We start from the raw sequence: 16,720 nt of genomic DNA on the forward strand, positions 1-16,720 counted from the left end.
GTTTTCCGAGCCGTGAATCACGCAGAGCAGCGAAAATCAATGCATCCTGACCCTAAGCCCCCCGCTGACCTTGCATTCCAATGAGGCTGAAGCAGGCAAACAGGATGGCCGCCACGCAGACGATCGACGGACCTGCTGGAGTGTCGAATACGTAAGCTGCCCGCAGGCCTGCTACGGCCGAAACCGCCCCAATCGCAGCCGCAATCACTGCCATCGTTTCCGGCGCTCGCGCCAGGTTGCGTGCGGCCGCGGCCGGAATGATCAACATAGCGGCGATCAGCAGCACGCCTACAACCTTGATTGCGACGGCGACTGTGACCGCCAATGACAAGGTAAGGATCAACTGCTCGCGCTTGGGGTCGAAGCCGCTGGCATAGGCCAGCTCCTCATTCAGTGTCGCGGTCAGGAGTTGCGACCAGCGCCACGCAATCAGCCCGACGACAAGCGCCGCACCACCCCAGATAACGGCTAGATCGGCGCGCGAAACGGCGAGAATATCGCCAAACAGATAGGCCATCAAATCGATACGAATGCCGGACAAAAACGACACCGCAACAAGACCGAAGGCCAGCGCGGAATGCGCCATAACACCCAGCAGCGTGTCCATGGCATAGCCGCGACCGGCCAGGAGTGTCACAGTCAGCGCCATCAGGAGAGCAACCGTCAGTGCGCCCGTGAAAATCGACATCTGGAATGTCAGCGACAGCACCACACCCAGTATCGCGGCATGTGCTGTCGCGTCTCCGAAATACGCCATGCGGCGCCAGACGACGAAACATCCAAGCGGAGCTGCGGCAAACGCCACACCCACGCCGGCGAGCGTTGCTCGCGTCATGAAATCATCAAGCATTATTCTGCCGCTTCCTGAGAATTTGCACCGTGGTCGTGGTGATGATCGTGATCGTGGCGATAAAGGGCGAGCGCGCCGCCCGTGCCTGTTCCGAACAGGGCCCTGTACTCCGGGGCCGAGGCCACCACCGCGGGTGATCCCGCACAGCAGACATGGCCGTTGAGGCAGATCACGCGATCAGAGGCGCTCATGACCACGTGCAGCTCGTGACTGATCATCAGGATCGCGCAGCCGGTATCACGGCGGACGTCTTCGATCTGCCGGTAGAATGCAGCCGACCCCGGCTGATCGAGACCCTGCGTCGCTTCGTCCAGCAACAGGATGTCCGGCCGATTGATCAGGGCCCGGGCCAGCAGCACGCGCTGGAACTGTCCGCCCGACAGCTGCGACATCTGGCGTTTCAGAAGGTCAGGCACACCGGCTGATTCAAGCGCATTCGCGCAATCCTGTCGTGAAACGCGATTGGTCAGTCGCAGGAAACGTTCAACGGTGATCGGCAAGGTCGGGTCGATGTGCAGTTTTTGCGGCACGTATCCGATTTTCAGCCCGGGCTTCAGCGTAACCCGCCCGGCGGACGGCGTGGTCGCCCCGATGATGGCCCGCAAAAGGCTGGTCTTGCCCGAGCCGTTTGGTCCGACGATGGTTACGATCTCGCTGGGCTCGATTGCAATATCCACATGACTCAGAACTGTGTTCACGCCATAGCGCACGCTGAGATTGTCAACGGTGACTAGGGTCATCTTTACGCCTTTTCGGTGCAGTCGGGGCAGATGCCTTCGGCCTCTACAACCGTCCGCTCAATCTCGAAACCCACCGCGCGCGCAGCCGCACCCAGCGCGCCTTTGGCCGGGGCTGAATGCGCCTCTGCCACGGCATCGCATTTCCGGCAAATCATGAAGGCGGGCGAATGCGCGGCGCCGGGATGCGCGCACGCGACAAATGCATTCAGACGCTCGATCTTGTGCACGAAACCGTTATCGACCAGAAAGTCGAGCGCCCGGTAAGCCACCGGCGGCTGCGATCCAAACCCTTCCTCGCGAAGGCGGTCAAGAATAGCATAGGCACCAAGCGCCCGATGTTCCTGCAGCAACATCTCCAGCACCTTGCGCCGAACCGGGGTCAAACGCAGCCCTTCTTCCCTGCATCGCGCCTCGGCCGTGGCCAGGGCCGTTTCTACGCAGGTCGCATGGTCATGTTTCTGGAACCCTACGGGGGCCGATTGATCAGCCGGCACGGGTCGCGTCTCACTTGTCATGTTATTCCATATCATGTATGCCGCTCGTAACGTTATAAAATCACACAGAGGGTCTGATGTCCAGAAAGCTTCTTCCAGTTTCAATCATGGCTGCGCTGATTGGGGGCACAGCCATGGCAGATGTCCCGAACGTGGCGGTCGATATTGCGCCGGTGCATTCGCTGGTGGCGCGGGTGATGGAGGGTGTCGGGACACCTGACCTGATTGTTCCGCCGGGTGCTTCCCCACATGAATACAACCTGCGCCCCTCGGAAGCCTCAGCCCTGCAGGAGGCGGATTTAGTGTTCTGGCTGGGCGAGGGCCTGACGCCATGGATGGAAGATGCGGTTGAGACCCTCGCCGACGGTGCGACCGTCACGACCCTGCTGGAGTCGGACGACACCATTCTGTTGGATTTCCGCGAGGGTGCTTTGTTCGAGGCGCACGAGCATGGCGATGAAGACGAACATGGTCATGAAGAGCATGCCGAGGACAAGGAACATGATGACCACGATCATGACGACGAGCATGCCGAAGATGGCGAACACGCGCATGAAGAAGACCATGGGCATGACGAGCACGACGAAGACAAAGAGCATGATGATCACGCCGAGGATGACGAACATGGCCACGAGGAGCACGCTGAGCAAGACGATCATGATGCGCATGCCCACGGCGAACACGATCCCCATGCCTGGCTTTCGCCCGAGAACGCCCAGATTTGGCTGAACCTTATTGCGGCAAAGCTCTCCGCTGCCGATCCGGACAACGCAGGTGCCTATTTCGCAAACGCTGCGGCGGCGCGCGAGGAACTGGATGCGCTTTCCGCCGAAGTGGCCGGGATGCTTGAACCGGTCCGTGGCGGCAGCTTCATCGTGTTCCACGACGCCTACCAGTATTTCGAGAATGCGTTTGACTTCCCGGCCTCCGGCGCGATCTCTCTCAGCGACGCTTCCGACCCGAGCCCGGCTCGCATTGCTGAAATCCAGGGTAGAATTCGCGGTGAAGGCGTTGGTTGTGTTCTGGCAGAGCCACAATTCAGTCAGGGAATTATCAACACCGTGCTGGACGGGACCGAGGCCAGCACAGGCGTAATTGATCCTCTCGGATCTGATCTTGAACCTGGTGCGGCCTTGTACCCACAGCTTATCCGGAACATGGCCAAAGCGCTGGCCGAGTGCCTGTGAACCACTCAGACCACCCGGTCGAAGGCTCAACTTCGACTGGGTCAAGTGCCGCTTGGGGCCTCGCGCATAGCGGACGCTTGGTGGCTTTGGCGATCGCGCTTATTCTAGCTGGATCGGCGCTGGTGTTGTGGCTCTCCGTCCCCTGGAACCGACTTTCGCAATGGGCGGCGCAAGAGCAGCGTGACTTCCAGAACGCAATGGCCCGCGCCCTGCGGGCGATCCGTGCTGGCGATGCCTGGGCAATCTGGGCGTTGTGCAGCGCGACTGCCGCCTATGGCTTTGTCCACGCCCTTGGACCCGGGCACGGCCAGGTGTTGCTGGGAGGAACTGCGCTGGCCAGTGGAGCAACGCTGCGTCGGATGATCGTGCTGACGCTGGCTTCGAGCCTCGCGCAGGCTGGCGTTGCAATATTTCTTGTGGGCGGCGTAGCTCTCGCTCTGGGATGGGCGACGCGTGACCTTGTCGGGATGACCGAAGCCTGGCTCGCCCCAGCAAGCGCAATTGCAATTTCCGCGATTGGCGTGCTGCTGATCGTAAGAGGCGTGCGAGGCTGGCCTCGGCAGGAAAGAGTAAGGCATGGCCGTCACGTGTCTCACTGTGGTTGCGGTCATGCCCACGGGCCAACCGTCTCTGAAGTGCAAAGCCTGAACTCGACACGAGAAGCATTAGCGCTGATCGGAAGCGTGGCTGTCCGACCCTGCACGGGCGCGCTCTTTGTACTGGTGATCGCACTGCGTATGGACGTGTTCCTTGTCGGCTGCCTCGCGGTTCTGACGATGAGCTTGGGAACAGCTGCCTTTAATCTGATTGTTGCCGGGTCGGGTGTCGCAGCGCGCAGGCTGACAAGTTTTAAGCTTGAGGGTAAACGCCTGAAGCAGTTTTCTGCCGGGCTTCATATTGTCGGTGGTGCGCTCATCGCAATTCTTAGCGCCGGGCTTTCAATATCATATCTGGACGGTTCGATCTAATTTCCCTATGAATGATATGTTATTACATAGTGATTCAGGAGAGCTTACAGTGACGTCCCAAGAAGCAACGGTTACCGATGACGCGTCGGATCAGCGGATACCGGTCACGGTTGTGACGGGTTTTCTCGGCGCCGGAAAGACAACGCTGCTGAATGCGGTCTTATCGGAATCGTCAGCCGGACGTATTGCAGTGATCGTGAACGAGTTCGGCGAGGCGGGGCTGGATCACGACCTGATCGAGTCTGTCGAAGACGAAATTGTCCTGATGCAATCAGGCTGCCTCTGCTGTTCGATCCGGGGCGATTTGTCAGGAACGATAGGCAGCTTGATCAAACGTCGAGACGATGGGCTGCTGGGTTTCGAACGTATTGTAATAGAGACGACAGGGCTGGCCGATCCGGGTCCTATTTTGCAGACGCTTTTGGTCGACCCCGGTTTGGCGCACACCACCCGCATGGACGGTTTGGTGACAGTCGTTGACGCAGCCACCGGCCCCGCGACACTGGACGCGCAGTTCGAGGCGGTCTCGCAAGTTGCGATGGCTGATCTGATCCTGCTCAGCAAGACAGATCTGGTCACTGCGGCGGCAGCAGACGCCTTTTTAAAACGATTGAGCGGATTGAACCCCACGGCCCGGATCGAGCGGCCCGTTGCTGATCAATTCGAGCCAGACACACTCTGGGGATTGAGCGGCTTGCGCAAGGGCGTGGCCCAGCAAGACGGGATTGCTTGGACCACACCTGCTGCGGAGTGCAAAAGCGACCCGCTCGCGAACCTCTCCGGACTGTCCGCGCTCAAGCGGTCGTCTTTTGTCCCCACACCACATGATGCGAGGATCAGTTCCGCCTCGATTGTATTGGACGCGCCGCTCAAGGACGCAGCGTTTGACCTCTGGCTGGACACGCTGGTCGCACTCAAAGGGCCAGATATTCTGCGCGTCAAAGGTATCGTCTTTCTAGAAGGCATCGACGTCCCCTTCGTGTTTCATGGCGTGCAGCACATTTTCGATCCGCCGGTCCCACTGGAGAACTGGACTGGCGATGACCGCCGCTCGCGCATCGTGGTCATCGCCCGAGATCTCAGCCGTCCTGAATTACAACGCAGCCTCGACATGCTGCGCGCCCATCAACCAGACATCGCCACGAAAGACGAAGTGTTCCTGCCCATGACTGATACTCGCCTTCCTGTAACCGTCCTATCAGGCTTCCTTGGTGCTGGCAAAACCACCCTCCTGAACCGCGTGCTGAATAATCGCGAAGGCAGGCGTGTCGCCGTGATTGTCAACGACATGTCCGAGGTGAATATAGATGCCGATCTGGTGCGCGCTGAAACCGAGCTGAGCCGTACCGATGAGACGCTTGTCGAGATGTCGAACGGCTGTATCTGCTGCACCCTGCGCGACGACCTGCTGGCCGAGGTGCGGCGGCTGGCTGCCGAAGGCCGGTTCGACTACCTGCTGATAGAGTCCACTGGTATCTCCGAACCCCTACCCGTCGCGGCAACCTTCGATTTCCGTGACGAAAACGGTGAGAGCCTGTCGGATGTCGCCCGACTCGACACCATGGTCACGGTCGTGGATGCCGTGAACCTACTCAATGACTTCTCCAGCCATGACTTCCTGCGTGACCGTGGAGAGACAATGGGGGACGAGGATGAGCGAACGCTTGTCCATCTTCTGACGGACCAGATCGAGTTTGCAGACGTGGTCATCCTCAACAAGGTAGACGATGCAGGGGCCAAGCGCACCGATGCCGCCCGCAAGATTATTCGCAGCCTGAACGCGGATGCCAGGATCATCGAGACGAACCATTCAGAGGTTGCGAGCAAGGCAATCCTCGACACCGGCCTGTTCGATTTCGACACAGCTCATGAGCACCCGATGTGGGCCAAGGAACTGTATGGTTTTGCCGATCATGTCCCGGAAACCGAAGAGTACGGCGTCTCGTCATATGTGTACCGCGCGCGTCAGCCGTTTGAGCCCGAGAAAATTCTGACGGTGCTGAACGGCGACATGCCCGGTGTGATCCGCGCCAAAGGGCATTTCTGGATCGCAACTCGGCCCATGTGGGTCGCCGAGTTCTCGCTTGCTGGCGCCTTGTCGAGCGTAAAGCCGATCGGGACATGGTGGGCATCGGTTCCAAAGGAACGCTGGCCCGAGCATCCGTCAGTGCAGAGCTACATCAAGCAGCATTGGATGGAACCCTGGGGGGACCGGCGACAGGAGATCGTCTTTATCGGCTCGGGCATCGACTGGCCGAAACTGAAATCTAGGCTCGATGCCTGCCTGCTGTCCGAGACCCGTGCCCCCGGGCCGGATGCTCTTCCAGGAGATTTGCCTGACCCGTTCCCGCTATGGCGCCGAGTGGAGGATGCCGCATGAGCTACGTCCAGTCCGAGTTAAGAAACGCAGCTGTCGGTGTTGGCATCGCTGACACTCCGGATGGGCTTGCCAAAATCCGAACACCCGGTTGCGCGGCGACAATCTGGCGCCGCCAGGTCGAGCCGGGTTTTCAAACATGGATCAACGCTCTCGATCCGTCGCAACTGCCAAAAAGGGCGGCTCGTTCTGCGCCCGGATGCGGTACCCGAAGCCACGCGCCATCTTTGCGAAATGGTAGCGTTAGACGAGGGTGCAGAGCGAACATGGCTGGAAAACGACATCGCCGATCTGGCTGCACGTTTCGCCGAATTGATGCATGCACCCTATCTGCGCTTGCGGCTGGACGTGATCAATACAAACGCGTGTAGAAAGTTCCACATTGACGCGATCTTCGCGCAGTTGATCTGCACCTATCGGGGCACCGGCACCCAATACGGGATCTCAACCGACGGCGAGGACCCAAAACGGATTTTCACCGTCGCAACCGGATCGCCTATGGTCATGCGCGGCACGCAATGGCCTCAGAAACCGCCCTTAGGCCTCTTGCACCGCTCACCGACCATAGCGGGTACCGGCGAAACTCGGCTTGTTCTTGTGTTCGATCCGATTTTCGACATTGAAGAAGAGAAGGAGTAACGAGACTGACGGCCGGTTTGCTTTTTTGTACAAGACAGCCGCATTCTGGCTGATGTTGTTGAAAAAGTCATTGGTTTTGACGGTTTGCTCGGGACCAACGCTCTGATTTTGTGGAGCAATCTGCAGCCGTTCCGCCTTTCTAGCCTGCGACTGGTTCCATCGGCTTGAGTTTCGCCGACTTCCGGAGCCTTTGGGCGGTGGCTGCGAGAGTGAATTCGTCCTGGCCGCCGCCTGGCCCTCGTAATCGTAGCCCAGCTAGTCATGCTGGCATCCACGGCGAAGCCCTGGCCGCAGACCAGCCCTTCCTCCATGCTCCACTCAACAGCTGCCTCGAACACATGACGGAAGCAGATCACTCTCGCGAAAGCGACCGGGTCGGTTCTTCGAGAATGCCGAATGCGCTGGAATGCTGTCATTCAGATTAAGACAGAAAAACCAAGCTCTAATGTCAGCGTGATCAGTCAGAGGTACAACAATCCGTCGCTCGCATCCTTTCCCAGTAAGTCGTTTGTTGCTTCGCATGCAGACCAGCATGACGCCATAGATTTGACCGCCTTAGAAAACTCAGCTTCCCAACACGAGCTCTGTTGGCTTGTTTTGATAACAAACAGGCCGCAGGAATCGGCGGATCGACAGCGTTCCAACACTTGTCGCCCCAAAATTTGTTGAGGCAGGATAAGGGCCGCCGTGTACCATACTGTCGGCAACCTCGACGCCGGTCGGGAAGCCGTTGAACAGAACCCGCCCGGCCTTTCGTTCGAGAACGGGAAGAAGTTCGGCCGCCAGGTCGGCATCCCCGTCATCCATGTGGATCGTCGCAGTCAACTGACCCTCTAGAGCTTTGGCCAACTGCGTGAATTGCTCCGCGTTCTCGGTCACGACAACCACGCCCAGAGGCCCGAAGACCTCGTGTGACAAAACCGGGTTGGCCGCGAAAGTCTCGGCAGAAACGCGATACAGGAACGCACTGGCGGATCGGCTTTCAGCGGTCCCGGCAAAGACCGTCTCAACATCTTGTGTCGATGCGATGCGGTCCCGGCCATCGCAGAACGCACTGGCAATCCCTTCGGTTAGCATGATCTGAGGTGTGACCTCGTGCAGCGCTTTGGCGGTTTCCGAGATGAAAGCCTCGGCGTCCGGTCCGGCAGGCAAAATGGCTAACCCCGGATTTGTGCAGAACTGCCCCGCCCCCATGGTCAGCGATGCCGCCCAGCCGCGGGCTATATCCGTGGCGCGGGCGTTCAAAGCCGTAGGCATCACGAACATAGGGTTTACGGACCCCAATTCGCCGAAAAACGGAATGGGTTCGTCGCGCGCCGCGCACAGATCGAACAGCGCCCGCCCGCCCCGCAATGAGCCGGTGAACCCAACTGCCTTGATGAAGGGGTTCTGGACCAGCGCACCACCCACTGCATTGCCGCCGTCGTGAACAAAGCTGAAAACGCCGGGATTTATGCCCAGCGCTGCCCGTGCTGCGTCGATTGCCTCGGCCACGATCTCACCGGTGCCCGGATGAGCCGGGTGCCCCTTCACGACCACCGGGCAACCTGCGGCCAGCGCGGCTACGGTATCACCCCCGGCGGTCGAGAAGGCCAGCGGGAAATTTGAGGCGCCAAATACGGCTACCGGGCCAATCGGACGCTGGACCATCTTCAGATCCGGTCGTGGTAGCGGCTGACGGTCTGGCAACGCCGCGTCATGGCGCAGATCAAGGTAATCGCCCTTGCGGATATGGTCTGCGAATAGACGCAACTGACCTGTGGTGCGGCCCCGCTCGCCTTCTAGCCGCGCGGCGGGTAGGCCGGTTTCGGCGCTGCCGATCTCAGTGATCTCGGCGCCGCGGCTTTCGATCTCCTGGGCGATGCGGTCCAGAAACGTGGCCCGGTCTTCGCGGGTGGAATAGCCGTAGGACCAGAACGCATCCTCGGCGGCAGCGCAGGCTTTTGCCACGAGATCCGGAGAACCCGCAAAGTAGCTTTTGGGTTCTCCATGCGCCGGGGCGGAGAAAAAGCTGCCTTCGCCCGCCATCCATTCTCCTGCAATCAGGCTTTTACCGTCCATGTCAAAATCCTCAGATAAGATCGCGTGCCGCGAGGTTTTTCATCAGCGCACTGGTGCCGAACTCCCAGGGGGGACATTCGGTTGACAGTCTTACTGTGTTGGAAAGCACACCAAGCGCAGGGTTGGAGATTTCTACGACATCACCCATCTTATGCGTGAACCCGCCGCCGGGCGTGTCGCGGTCCTGGGTTGGTGCAAAGAGCGTGCCCAGCATCAGAAAGAACCCATCCGGATACTGGTGGTGTGTGCCCCGCGTCTGCCCCACAAGGTTTTCCGGATCGCGGCTGATTTCGGTCATTGAGCTGGTGCCATTCAGCACAAACCCGTCCTCCCCCGTCACCTGCAAGGTCAGCTTGGCCTGCCTTACGTCATCAAGACCATAGCTGTCGTCGAACAACCGCAGCATCGGGCCAATTGCGCAAGAGGCGTTGTTGTCCTTGGCCTTGCCCAGCAACAGAGCCGAGCGCCCCTCGACATCGCGCAGGTTCACATCGTTGCCCAGCGTTGCCCCCCTGATCCGGCCGGTGCTGTCCACGGCCAGAACGACCTCGGGTTCCGGGTTGTTCCAGGTCGAAATCGGGTGCAGCCCAATGCTGGCCCCGAAGCCGACCGCTGACATGGCTTGCGACTTGGTGAACACCTCGGCATCCGGTCCGATCCCAACCTCAAGGTATTGCGACCACACATCTTCTGCGATGAGTGCCTCCTTTAGCGCCATAGCCTTTTCCGATCCGGGCACCACGGCGCGCAGGCTGTCGCCCAAAATCTCTGTGCAGCGTGCACGGATGGCGTCGGCTTTGGCTGGATCACCCTTGGCTTTCTCTTCGATCACCCGCTCAAGCATCGACGACACAAAGGTGACCCCGCAAGCCTTGATCGGTTGCAGATCGGACGGCGCAAGAAAGTAGGGCTTGTCCGGGTTTGGCGCTTCGGTCGAATTCGCCACGACATCCGCAAGGCTGCAGACATCCGTCCCGGGTACTTCACGGGCCTCGGTGGCCGGATCATCCAGTTCCAGAAGTTCCTGCATCGTGGGCACGTTTGCCGACGTGATGTCCACGAGGCGATCGCTCCGCCGTGCGACCAGCGCGGGTCCTTGCGCCTCGGGCAGCCAGATCCGGCCAACGAAAGTTCCCGTGTCAGGTAGGTTCAGTGTCATTCGGTGGTTCCCAAAGAATAGAGTTTGGACAAGAGCGCGTCGGCCCGATCGCAGGCAGCCCATATCAGCGACATGTGGTCGGCGCCGTCGATCACGTGCCAGTCGGCATTTGCGGATTGAGACATCAGCGCACCGCTGCGCAAGAACTCATGGGTTTCAGAGCTGCCGTTGACGTACAAGACGGGTCCGCGGTCTGTTTCGGGCGGCAAAGTGAATGCCGTGACCTCCTCAGGTGTCAGTTGCAATTCCGACTGCAGGAAGGACAGCCGCACGGGGGCAAGATCGTAGACCCCGCTGAGCGCCAGAACCCCACGGATACGGTTGGCCAGCGTGGCGTCGGTCATGGCAGACAGCGCGAGATGGGCACCTGCGGAATGTCCAATCAGCACGAGTTTCGACGCCGGAAACCGCTCGGCCAGCGCCCGCAATGCCGCCCGGACATCAGCCACGACATCGGTCAGCCGAACCTCTGGCATCAGACGGTATTCGACATTGGCCACAGCCGCACCCGCAGGCAGAAAGGCCGGTATCATGAACCGATGCGTCTCCGCCTCCAGCGCGCGCCAGTAGCCGCCATGAATGACAACCGGCAACACCGTCCGAGGGCCGGTTCCGTCGGTCCACTCAACCCACTGCCGCGCATGATCTCCATAGGCTACGCGCGTGAACCGGGATCGCTTGGCAACCTCTGCGCTGTGCTGCGCCATACGGTCGAGGGCATCCACGAAGTCTGGAATAACCTCGGAGAATTTGAACTGCCGATCCCAGAAAGCCTGCACAGTTAATCCCCCACCGTGGTCTCTGCAATTTGTCGATAAGCCTGATCCAGCGCACGGATTTGCGAATCTGTCGCTCCGCGTGTCGAGTTGACGACAAGGCCAATCAACGCAATGCAACTGGCGGAGCTTTCGACCGGTATCAGGGCCACATTTGTTCGGCGTGCTACCTGACCTTCGAACCATCGCAGCCCGACTTCGGTCACCTGACCGATGGCAAGGTCTGGGATGGTTTCGAACCCGTAGGTGCGTTGCAACCGTGTGCCGCGCGTCTCGCGCCCGATGGAATGTGGACCCATGTTCAGTTCCATATCGCGAGCGATCGCCAGAAACGACGTCAGCTGGGTGCTCTGTCGCAATTGCAGAAGGATGGGTTGGACCAACGGCGCCAGTCGCCCCACGCCGAACCCTTGCAAGCCCACGCGGACCGCCGACATACCAGTAAGGTAATTCCCCTGCCCGTCCCGCCGCAGCATCCCTTCGGCCTCAAGCGTCGCCGTATGGCGATAACCGCTGCTGGCCGGAACGTCCGCAGCCCGGATCAGCCCTGCGGGAGAGGAATGCGCCTGACGCCCGGGGGAGGTGACAAGGGCCTCGAAAACATCGACTGCGCGTGCATAAGCGGTTTGTGTCATCCCGTGGCACTCCCTCTGATTGATCGTTTGGCACTTCGTAGTGCGGGCCCCTGTGACAGGATCGCGTCATCTGGTAGGTCCCAGGCAACATGCAGTTCGGCCCACGAATCCGCTTTGACCGAGGCGGTCTCCAACCCCCGGGGCAATACGATTTGCACCGGTTCTTCGACGCGCTGCGGCACCACGTTTCCGCCGAGGATGTCCAGCGCCAGTCCAAGCGCCCGCGCGCCCATGCTGGCCGGATAGTCCAGCGCCGCCATCGGAACCTTGTGGTGAAGACACAGCTTGTACATCTCGTTCAGGTCACCACCGGTATGGGCAGGAACGTCGAACCCGCCCTCCAGGAACCGGCGTACCGAGCCCACCCCCTGCAACCCGCTGTCACACCACACACCGTCCGGTGGGCGACGGGCTTCGGCCAGAACCTTGCCGATGGCGTCATAACCCCCTGCTTCAGTCCAGTCGGTGTAGCTGACGTTTTCCACGCGAATGCCCGGAAACTCCGCAAAAACGGCCAGTGCCGCCTGCTGTCGGCGCAAGGCCGGGCTGGCCCCGTCGAGACCGCTCAGCAGCCAGACCCGACCCTGCCCGGACAGATGTTCCGCCATCCAATGCGCGCTGATACGTCCGATCCGGTGGTCCGAGGCCGTGACAAAGGAAACCAGCGAGGACCGGTCGTTGGGGCGCCGGTCCACGGCAACAATGGGAAGGCCCTCGGCTGCCAGTGCCCCCAATCGGTCGCTGAGTTCGGTGTCGTTGACCGAGGTGATCGAGATTAGCAACAGGTCAATTTCCTGCGCCACCAGTTCATCAATCTGCCGAAGTTGCAAAGACGGATCGTCCTGCGCATCCAGCACGAACAGCGCGTCGATCTGAGCCTGTGCGATGCGTTCGGCATAGAACAGGCTTTGCAGCATTGCGCGGCGCCAGGCATTGCTGGTCGAGGCGTTGGAGAACCCGATGCGATAGGGTGCCGGGCGCTGATAGCGGCTGGCATCCACCGTCCGGACCAGCGCAGGGTCCCATTCAAGATCGGGCGCACCCTCTCTTTTCCCGGCCCCAGTAACGCCCGGCCGGGCCAGGAGTTTCTTGCCAGATCCGATCTCCGGCACCTCAAGTGCTGCAAAAATCATCTGCCGGGCCTTTGGACCCAATCTCAGGAATCCGTGGTCGAACCTTTCAAGCCAGCCCGCCGCGACCATTGCCCGCAACAGCCCAAACCCCGTTGAGCGGGTGACGCCCAGTTCCTCAAGAATATCATGGGTGCGGCGCGGCGTGTTCTGCGCGTCGAACCCTTTCAGGATCGCAGCGATGCGCTGCACGTTTGATTTATCATCCTGAGACATGGGCGCCTTCCCGATCAGCTCTGCGACCGTTTCATGTAAACGGCTGCGGCGAGGATAATCAGAGCGCCCTTGATCACCAACTGCAGCTCGATGGACAGGCCCAGGATCACCACGATGTTGAACAGCGACACAAGGATCAGCGCCGCCAGCAATACGCCAGGGACCGAGCCCTTGCCGCCGGACAACACCGCCCCGCCAATCACCGCTGCCGCGATACTGTCCAGCTCGTATCCACGTCCGGTCCAGTTATCGACGATCCCGACATAGCCCACCAGAAACAGACCGGCGATAGCGGCCATCACACCCGAGATCACGAAGGCCACAACCACCAACAGCTTGGTCGGCGCGCCGGTCATGTAGGCCGCGTCCGGGCTGTCTCCGTAGAGCTTGAGGCGGCGGCCGAACACGGTGCGTTCCAAAACCCAATGGATCCCGACGGCGACGATGGCCAGTGCGATCAGCGCGACGGGGATGCCAAGGATGTCCCCAGTGGCGAGCCAGCGGAAGGTCTCCGGCAAAGTTCCGCCCGGCGCGCCCTTGGTATAGGCAAAGCGGATACCCTGAAGCACGATCATTGTCGCCAACGTCGCAAGGAATGGCGTCACTTTTCGATAGGCTACGAGATAACCATTGATGGCCCCGATGAATCCGCCCAGCAGCAGACCGACGACGAAGATAACAGGCGTCGAGTCGATCAGCGAGGTCGACAGAACCGCGACCGTCGCCATGATCGACGCCACCGAAAGATCGAGACCCCGCACGATGATGACGATCATTTGACCGATCACCACAAAGCCAAGCGGCGCGGCCTGGATCAAAATGTCCTTCAGGTTGGCGGGGGTCAGGAACCGGGGCGACAGCGCCGTTGTCACCGCCCAGATCACCGCAAGAAAGCCCAGAAGGATCAGCAGTTCCCGCCGCTGGGTTGCGCGGACGGTGGCACGGTTGGGTTTGACGTTTGTGGGGTTGATGGCGGTCGCGGTCATGACTTGCCCTTTCCTGCAAAGAATGAAACGGCAGCGATGATGATCAGGCCTTCGGCGATCCACTGGTAGTAGCTGGAGATGTTCATGAAGTTCAGGGCATTGGCCAGAAACGCCAGCAGGATCACCGCCAGCGCGGTACCCAGAACGCCACCTTTGCCACCGGCCAGCAACGTGCCGCCGACGATCACCGGCGTGATGGACCGCAGATCGAACCCAACGCCCGCACGCGGGTCGCCCACACCAAACCGCCCGGTCATGTACATGGCGGCAACGGCGCAGAGCAGCCCCGACAGCGCATAGATGGCCACTTTGGTCTGCCTGACCGGAAGGCCAGACACGGCGGCAGCGACTTCATTGTCACCGATGGCAAAGATGCGAGTGCCAAAGGTCGTGCGCCACAGCATGAAGCCGACCAGCAGGTACAGAGCGATGACGAACAACATGCCAAAGGGCATGACGCCGATGCGCCCATAGGTAAAATCTTCGAAGAACAACGGCACCGATCCCGAGGGCTGCCGGGTGATCAGCAGCGCCGCACCAGCCAGGATCGTCGAAGTGCCAAGCGTGGTGATCAGAGGGTGCACGCCGACATAGGCGGTGAGGCCTCCATTGATCACGCCGATGAATATCCCGAGCGCCACGACAGCAGCCATCGCCATCAACAATGTACCGGCGCTGTCCCCCGCAATTGCCGCGAACACCACGCACAGAAAACTGAGCGCTCCGGCATAGCTGAGGTCGATCCCGCCGGACAGAATGACGATGGTCTGCGCCAGGGCGACAATCGCAAGGGCGACCATCTGATCCTGCACATTGGCCATGTTGAGCAGGGTCGCGAACCGGTCGGACGCGGACATGCCGATCACGAATACAAGTGCGATCAGTGCGACAACAACCAGGTGAACGGGCTGGGCGCGCGTGGCGCGGGCGATCGTGCTCATGCGGCAACTCCGTGATGGGTTGAGGTCTCGGCGGCGGCAACGGCGATGATCGCCTCTTCGGTGATCTCTTCGCCGACCAGTTCTTTTGCGAGTTCTCCGTCGCGCATGACATACACGCGATCACAAAGACCCACGATTTCAATCAGTTCCGACGAGATCACCAGCAAGGCCATGCCCTCATCCGCCAACTCCCGCAGTGTCTTGTAGATCTCGGATTTTGCACCGACATCGACGCCGCGCGTGGGCTCATCGAGGATGAGCAGCTTGGGCCGGTTTTCCAGCAGGCGCGCAATCAGGACCTTTTGCTGATTGCCCCCCGACAGGGCCGAAATCGGCAGCCCGACATGATCAACCACCACGCCCCGGCGTTCCTTCAGAACGGCGGCCCTGCGTTCCTCGTGACCCGACGGAATCGCGTTGTGATGCACTCCAAAGCCGGGCGTCGTGGCCGCAAAATTGCGCGCAACAGAAGAGTTCAGGAACAGCCCGTCATCCTTGCGGGACTCGGTCAGCATCAGAATGCCCGCCTCGATACAGCCCGCCGGGTCCCGATGCGGCATCGGTTCACCCATCAGGCTCACATTTCCGGTGGCCGGAGCCACCCCGAACAAGGCCAGCGCAAGTTCGGTGCGGCCCGAGCCAACCAAGCCGGCCAGCCCAACAATCTCACCCGCATGTACGTCAAAACTGGCAGGCGGAAGGTGCGGAGCAACCGAGAGGTTTTCCACCTCCAGCACCTTCTCGCCCGCCGTTGGGTTCGCGGCCTTGTGCGGGAAGAGGTCACCAAGCTCGCGCCCCACCATGGCCGCGATAACGCTGTCGTGGGTATAATCAGTGGTGGGCCCTTTCGAGGTCACCACCCCGTCCTTGATCACCGTGATATCGGTGCAAATCTCGAATATCTCATCCAGCCGGTGGGACACATAGACCAACCCCATCCCCCGCTCGCGCAGATCGTTGATGATGCGGAACAGGTGTCTGGTCTCGTTCTGGCTGAGCACTGCGGTGGGCTCATCCAGGATCAAAACCTTGGCCTCGACCCGCAGCGCCTTGGCAATTTCGACCATCTGCTTGTCTGCAACTGAAAGTGTTTCAACCAGAACGTCGGGGTCGAGAGTGATCCCCAGATCGTCCAACAGGGCTTGCGCGTTTTCCTTCAGCGCCTTGCGGTCAATCAAACCCAGCCTCGTGCGCGGCTCAGCCCCCAGATAGATGTTCTCGGCAATCGACAGCGCGCCCAGAACCGAAAACTCCTGATGCACAACCGCGATTCCAGCAGCCAGGCTCTGACGCGGATCGGACCAGCCGGCCTCCTGCCCTTCGAACTCCACATGTCCGGCGGTTGGGGTGTAGAGCCCGGTCAGCAGCTTGATCAGGGTCGACTTTCCAGCGCCGTTCTCACCGCAGAGCGCAACGGAATGGTGGCCGTGAACTTCGAACTCGATGCCCTTGAGCACTTCGTTGGGGCCAAATGACTTGCTGAGGCCGCGCGCGGCCAGGTATGGCTGTGCCATCGTCTCTCCTCCCGTGGAGTGGCGGGGCGGTACTTTGCCGCCCCGAT

At 60.4% G+C, this 16,720-nt stretch carries 15 protein-coding genes and 3 pseudogenes; 6 read left to right on the plus strand and 12 right to left on the minus strand.

All coding sequences use genetic code 11. From position 1 onward, the window contains the following. Window positions 1-52: 52 nt before the first annotated feature. From GOX53_RS21600 to GOX53_RS21610, 3 genes are read right to left on the minus strand one after another with little or no spacing between them, the layout of a single operon-like run. Window positions 53-850: a metal ABC transporter permease gene (locus GOX53_RS21600; RefSeq protein ID WP_171180073.1), complete on the minus strand. Its 798-nt coding sequence runs from the start codon at window positions 848-850 to the stop codon at window positions 53-55. Next, window positions 850-1,590 (minus strand): metal ABC transporter ATP-binding protein, encoded by a 741-nt coding sequence (locus GOX53_RS21605; RefSeq protein WP_171180075.1) that lies wholly within the window; start codon window positions 1,588-1,590, stop codon window positions 850-852. Before GOX53_RS21605 ends, GOX53_RS21600 begins: the two co-directional genes overlap by 1 nt. Before the next feature lie 2 nt (window positions 1,591-1,592). Beyond that, window positions 1,593-2,105 carry a Fur family transcriptional regulator gene (locus tag GOX53_RS21610; protein WP_171180076.1) on the minus strand — a complete coding sequence of 171 codons (513 nt, stop codon included), beginning with the start codon at window positions 2,103-2,105 and terminating at the stop codon, window positions 1,593-1,595. 56 nt (window positions 2,106-2,161) lie between these two features. On the opposite strand from GOX53_RS21610, the gene GOX53_RS21615 reads away from it, so the two are divergent. From GOX53_RS21615 to GOX53_RS21635, 6 genes and pseudogenes are all read left to right on the plus strand, one after another. After that, on the plus strand, window positions 2,162-3,271 hold the full coding sequence (locus GOX53_RS21615; RefSeq protein ID WP_171180078.1) for a zinc ABC transporter substrate-binding protein: 1,110 nt from the start codon (window positions 2,162-2,164) through the stop codon (window positions 3,269-3,271). 80 nt (window positions 3,272-3,351) lie between these two features. Then, on the plus strand, window positions 3,352-4,239 hold the full coding sequence (locus tag GOX53_RS21620; protein ID WP_371810391.1) for a nickel/cobalt transporter: 888 nt from the start codon (window positions 3,352-3,354) through the stop codon (window positions 4,237-4,239). Window positions 4,240-4,255: 16 nt separating this feature from the next. Then, window positions 4,256-5,341 (plus strand): annotated as a pseudogene (locus GOX53_RS21625) (GTP-binding protein); the annotation flags it as partial. A gap of 63 nt (window positions 5,342-5,404) precedes the next feature. Continuing rightward, window positions 5,405-6,619 carry a GTP-binding protein gene (locus tag GOX53_RS21630; protein WP_171180182.1) on the plus strand — a complete coding sequence of 405 codons (1,215 nt, stop codon included), beginning with the start codon at window positions 5,405-5,407 and terminating at the stop codon, window positions 6,617-6,619. Beyond that, a pseudogene (locus GOX53_RS30325) lies at window positions 6,616-6,726 on the plus strand (DUF1826 domain-containing protein); the annotation flags it as partial. The gene GOX53_RS21630 and the pseudogene GOX53_RS30325, both read left to right, overlap by 4 nt. Then, on the plus strand, window positions 6,680-7,255 hold the full coding sequence (locus GOX53_RS21635) for a DUF1826 domain-containing protein (protein WP_371810384.1): 576 nt from the start codon (window positions 6,680-6,682) through the stop codon (window positions 7,253-7,255). The pseudogene GOX53_RS30325 and the gene GOX53_RS21635, both read left to right, overlap by 47 nt. A 260-nt stretch (window positions 7,256-7,515) precedes the next feature. On the opposite strand, the pseudogene GOX53_RS29870 reads toward GOX53_RS21635, so the two are convergent. The 9 genes and pseudogenes from GOX53_RS29870 to GOX53_RS21675 form a co-directional block, all read right to left on the minus strand. Then, a pseudogene (locus GOX53_RS29870) lies at window positions 7,516-7,693 on the minus strand (IS5/IS1182 family transposase); the annotation flags it as partial. A 126-nt stretch (window positions 7,694-7,819) separates the two neighbouring features. Then, window positions 7,820-9,316, minus strand: coding sequence for an aldehyde dehydrogenase (NADP(+)) (locus GOX53_RS21640; RefSeq protein WP_171180081.1), 1,497 nt, complete (start codon window positions 9,314-9,316; stop codon window positions 7,820-7,822). A 10-nt stretch (window positions 9,317-9,326) separates the two neighbouring features. Then, window positions 9,327-10,475 carry a fumarylacetoacetate hydrolase family protein gene (locus GOX53_RS21645; RefSeq protein ID WP_171180083.1) on the minus strand — a complete coding sequence of 383 codons (1,149 nt, stop codon included), beginning with the start codon at window positions 10,473-10,475 and terminating at the stop codon, window positions 9,327-9,329. After that, window positions 10,472-11,254: an alpha/beta hydrolase gene (locus GOX53_RS21650; protein ID WP_171180084.1), complete on the minus strand. Its 783-nt coding sequence runs from the start codon at window positions 11,252-11,254 to the stop codon at window positions 10,472-10,474. The genes GOX53_RS21645 and GOX53_RS21650 overlap by 4 nt, the downstream gene beginning before the upstream one ends. Window positions 11,255-11,256: 2 nt before the next feature. Beyond that, a complete protein-coding gene (locus tag GOX53_RS21655; protein ID WP_171180086.1) occupies window positions 11,257-11,886 on the minus strand; it encodes a helix-turn-helix domain-containing protein in 630 nt (209 codons plus the stop codon). After that, window positions 11,883-13,232 carry a substrate-binding domain-containing protein gene (locus tag GOX53_RS21660; RefSeq protein ID WP_171180088.1) on the minus strand — a complete coding sequence of 450 codons (1,350 nt, stop codon included), beginning with the start codon at window positions 13,230-13,232 and terminating at the stop codon, window positions 11,883-11,885. The genes GOX53_RS21655 and GOX53_RS21660 overlap by 4 nt, the downstream gene beginning before the upstream one ends. A gap of 14 nt (window positions 13,233-13,246) precedes the next feature. Next, a complete protein-coding gene (locus GOX53_RS21665; protein WP_171180090.1) occupies window positions 13,247-14,218 on the minus strand; it encodes an ABC transporter permease in 972 nt (323 codons plus the stop codon). Then, window positions 14,215-15,159, minus strand: a complete 945-nt coding sequence (locus tag GOX53_RS21670) for an ABC transporter permease (protein ID WP_171180093.1) — start codon at window positions 15,157-15,159, stop codon at window positions 14,215-14,217. The genes GOX53_RS21665 and GOX53_RS21670 overlap by 4 nt, the downstream gene beginning before the upstream one ends. Continuing rightward, window positions 15,156-16,673 carry a sugar ABC transporter ATP-binding protein gene (locus GOX53_RS21675; RefSeq protein WP_171180095.1) on the minus strand — a complete coding sequence of 506 codons (1,518 nt, stop codon included), beginning with the start codon at window positions 16,671-16,673 and terminating at the stop codon, window positions 15,156-15,158. Before GOX53_RS21675 ends, GOX53_RS21670 begins: the two co-directional genes overlap by 4 nt. Window positions 16,674-16,720: the final 47 nt, after the last annotated feature.

Source organism: Ruegeria sp. HKCCD8929, assembly GCF_013031405.1.
Taxonomy (GTDB): Bacteria; Pseudomonadota; Alphaproteobacteria; order Rhodobacterales; family Rhodobacteraceae; genus Ruegeria.

Coding starts and splice junctions, on each gene's coding strand:
- GOX53_RS21670 (WP_171180093.1), bottom strand. CDS start 15,159: ATGAGCACGATCGCCCGCGCCACGCGCGCCCAGCCCGTTCACCTGGTT.
- GOX53_RS21610 (WP_171180076.1), bottom strand. CDS start 2,105: ATGACAAGTGAGACGCGACCCGTGCCGGCTGATCAATCGGCCCCCGTA.
- GOX53_RS21635 (WP_371810384.1), top strand. CDS start 6,680: ATGGGCTTGCCAAAATCCGAACACCCGGTTGCGCGGCGACAATCTGGC.
- GOX53_RS21655 (WP_171180086.1), bottom strand. CDS start 11,886: ATGACACAAACCGCTTATGCACGCGCAGTCGATGTTTTCGAGGCCCTT.
- GOX53_RS21615 (WP_171180078.1), top strand. CDS start 2,162: ATGTCCAGAAAGCTTCTTCCAGTTTCAATCATGGCTGCGCTGATTGGG.
- GOX53_RS21640 (WP_171180081.1), bottom strand. CDS start 9,316: ATGGACGGTAAAAGCCTGATTGCAGGAGAATGGATGGCGGGCGAAGGC.
- GOX53_RS21605 (WP_171180075.1), bottom strand. CDS start 1,590: ATGACCCTAGTCACCGTTGACAATCTCAGCGTGCGCTATGGCGTGAAC.
- GOX53_RS21645 (WP_171180083.1), bottom strand. CDS start 10,475: ATGACACTGAACCTACCTGACACGGGAACTTTCGTTGGCCGGATCTGG.
- GOX53_RS21600 (WP_171180073.1), bottom strand. CDS start 850: ATGCTTGATGATTTCATGACGCGAGCAACGCTCGCCGGCGTGGGTGTG.
- GOX53_RS21630 (WP_171180182.1), top strand. CDS start 5,405: ATGACTGATACTCGCCTTCCTGTAACCGTCCTATCAGGCTTCCTTGGT.
- GOX53_RS21675 (WP_171180095.1), bottom strand. CDS start 16,673: ATGGCACAGCCATACCTGGCCGCGCGCGGCCTCAGCAAGTCATTTGGC.
- GOX53_RS21665 (WP_171180090.1), bottom strand. CDS start 14,218: ATGACCGCGACCGCCATCAACCCCACAAACGTCAAACCCAACCGTGCC.
- GOX53_RS21660 (WP_171180088.1), bottom strand. CDS start 13,232: ATGTCTCAGGATGATAAATCAAACGTGCAGCGCATCGCTGCGATCCTG.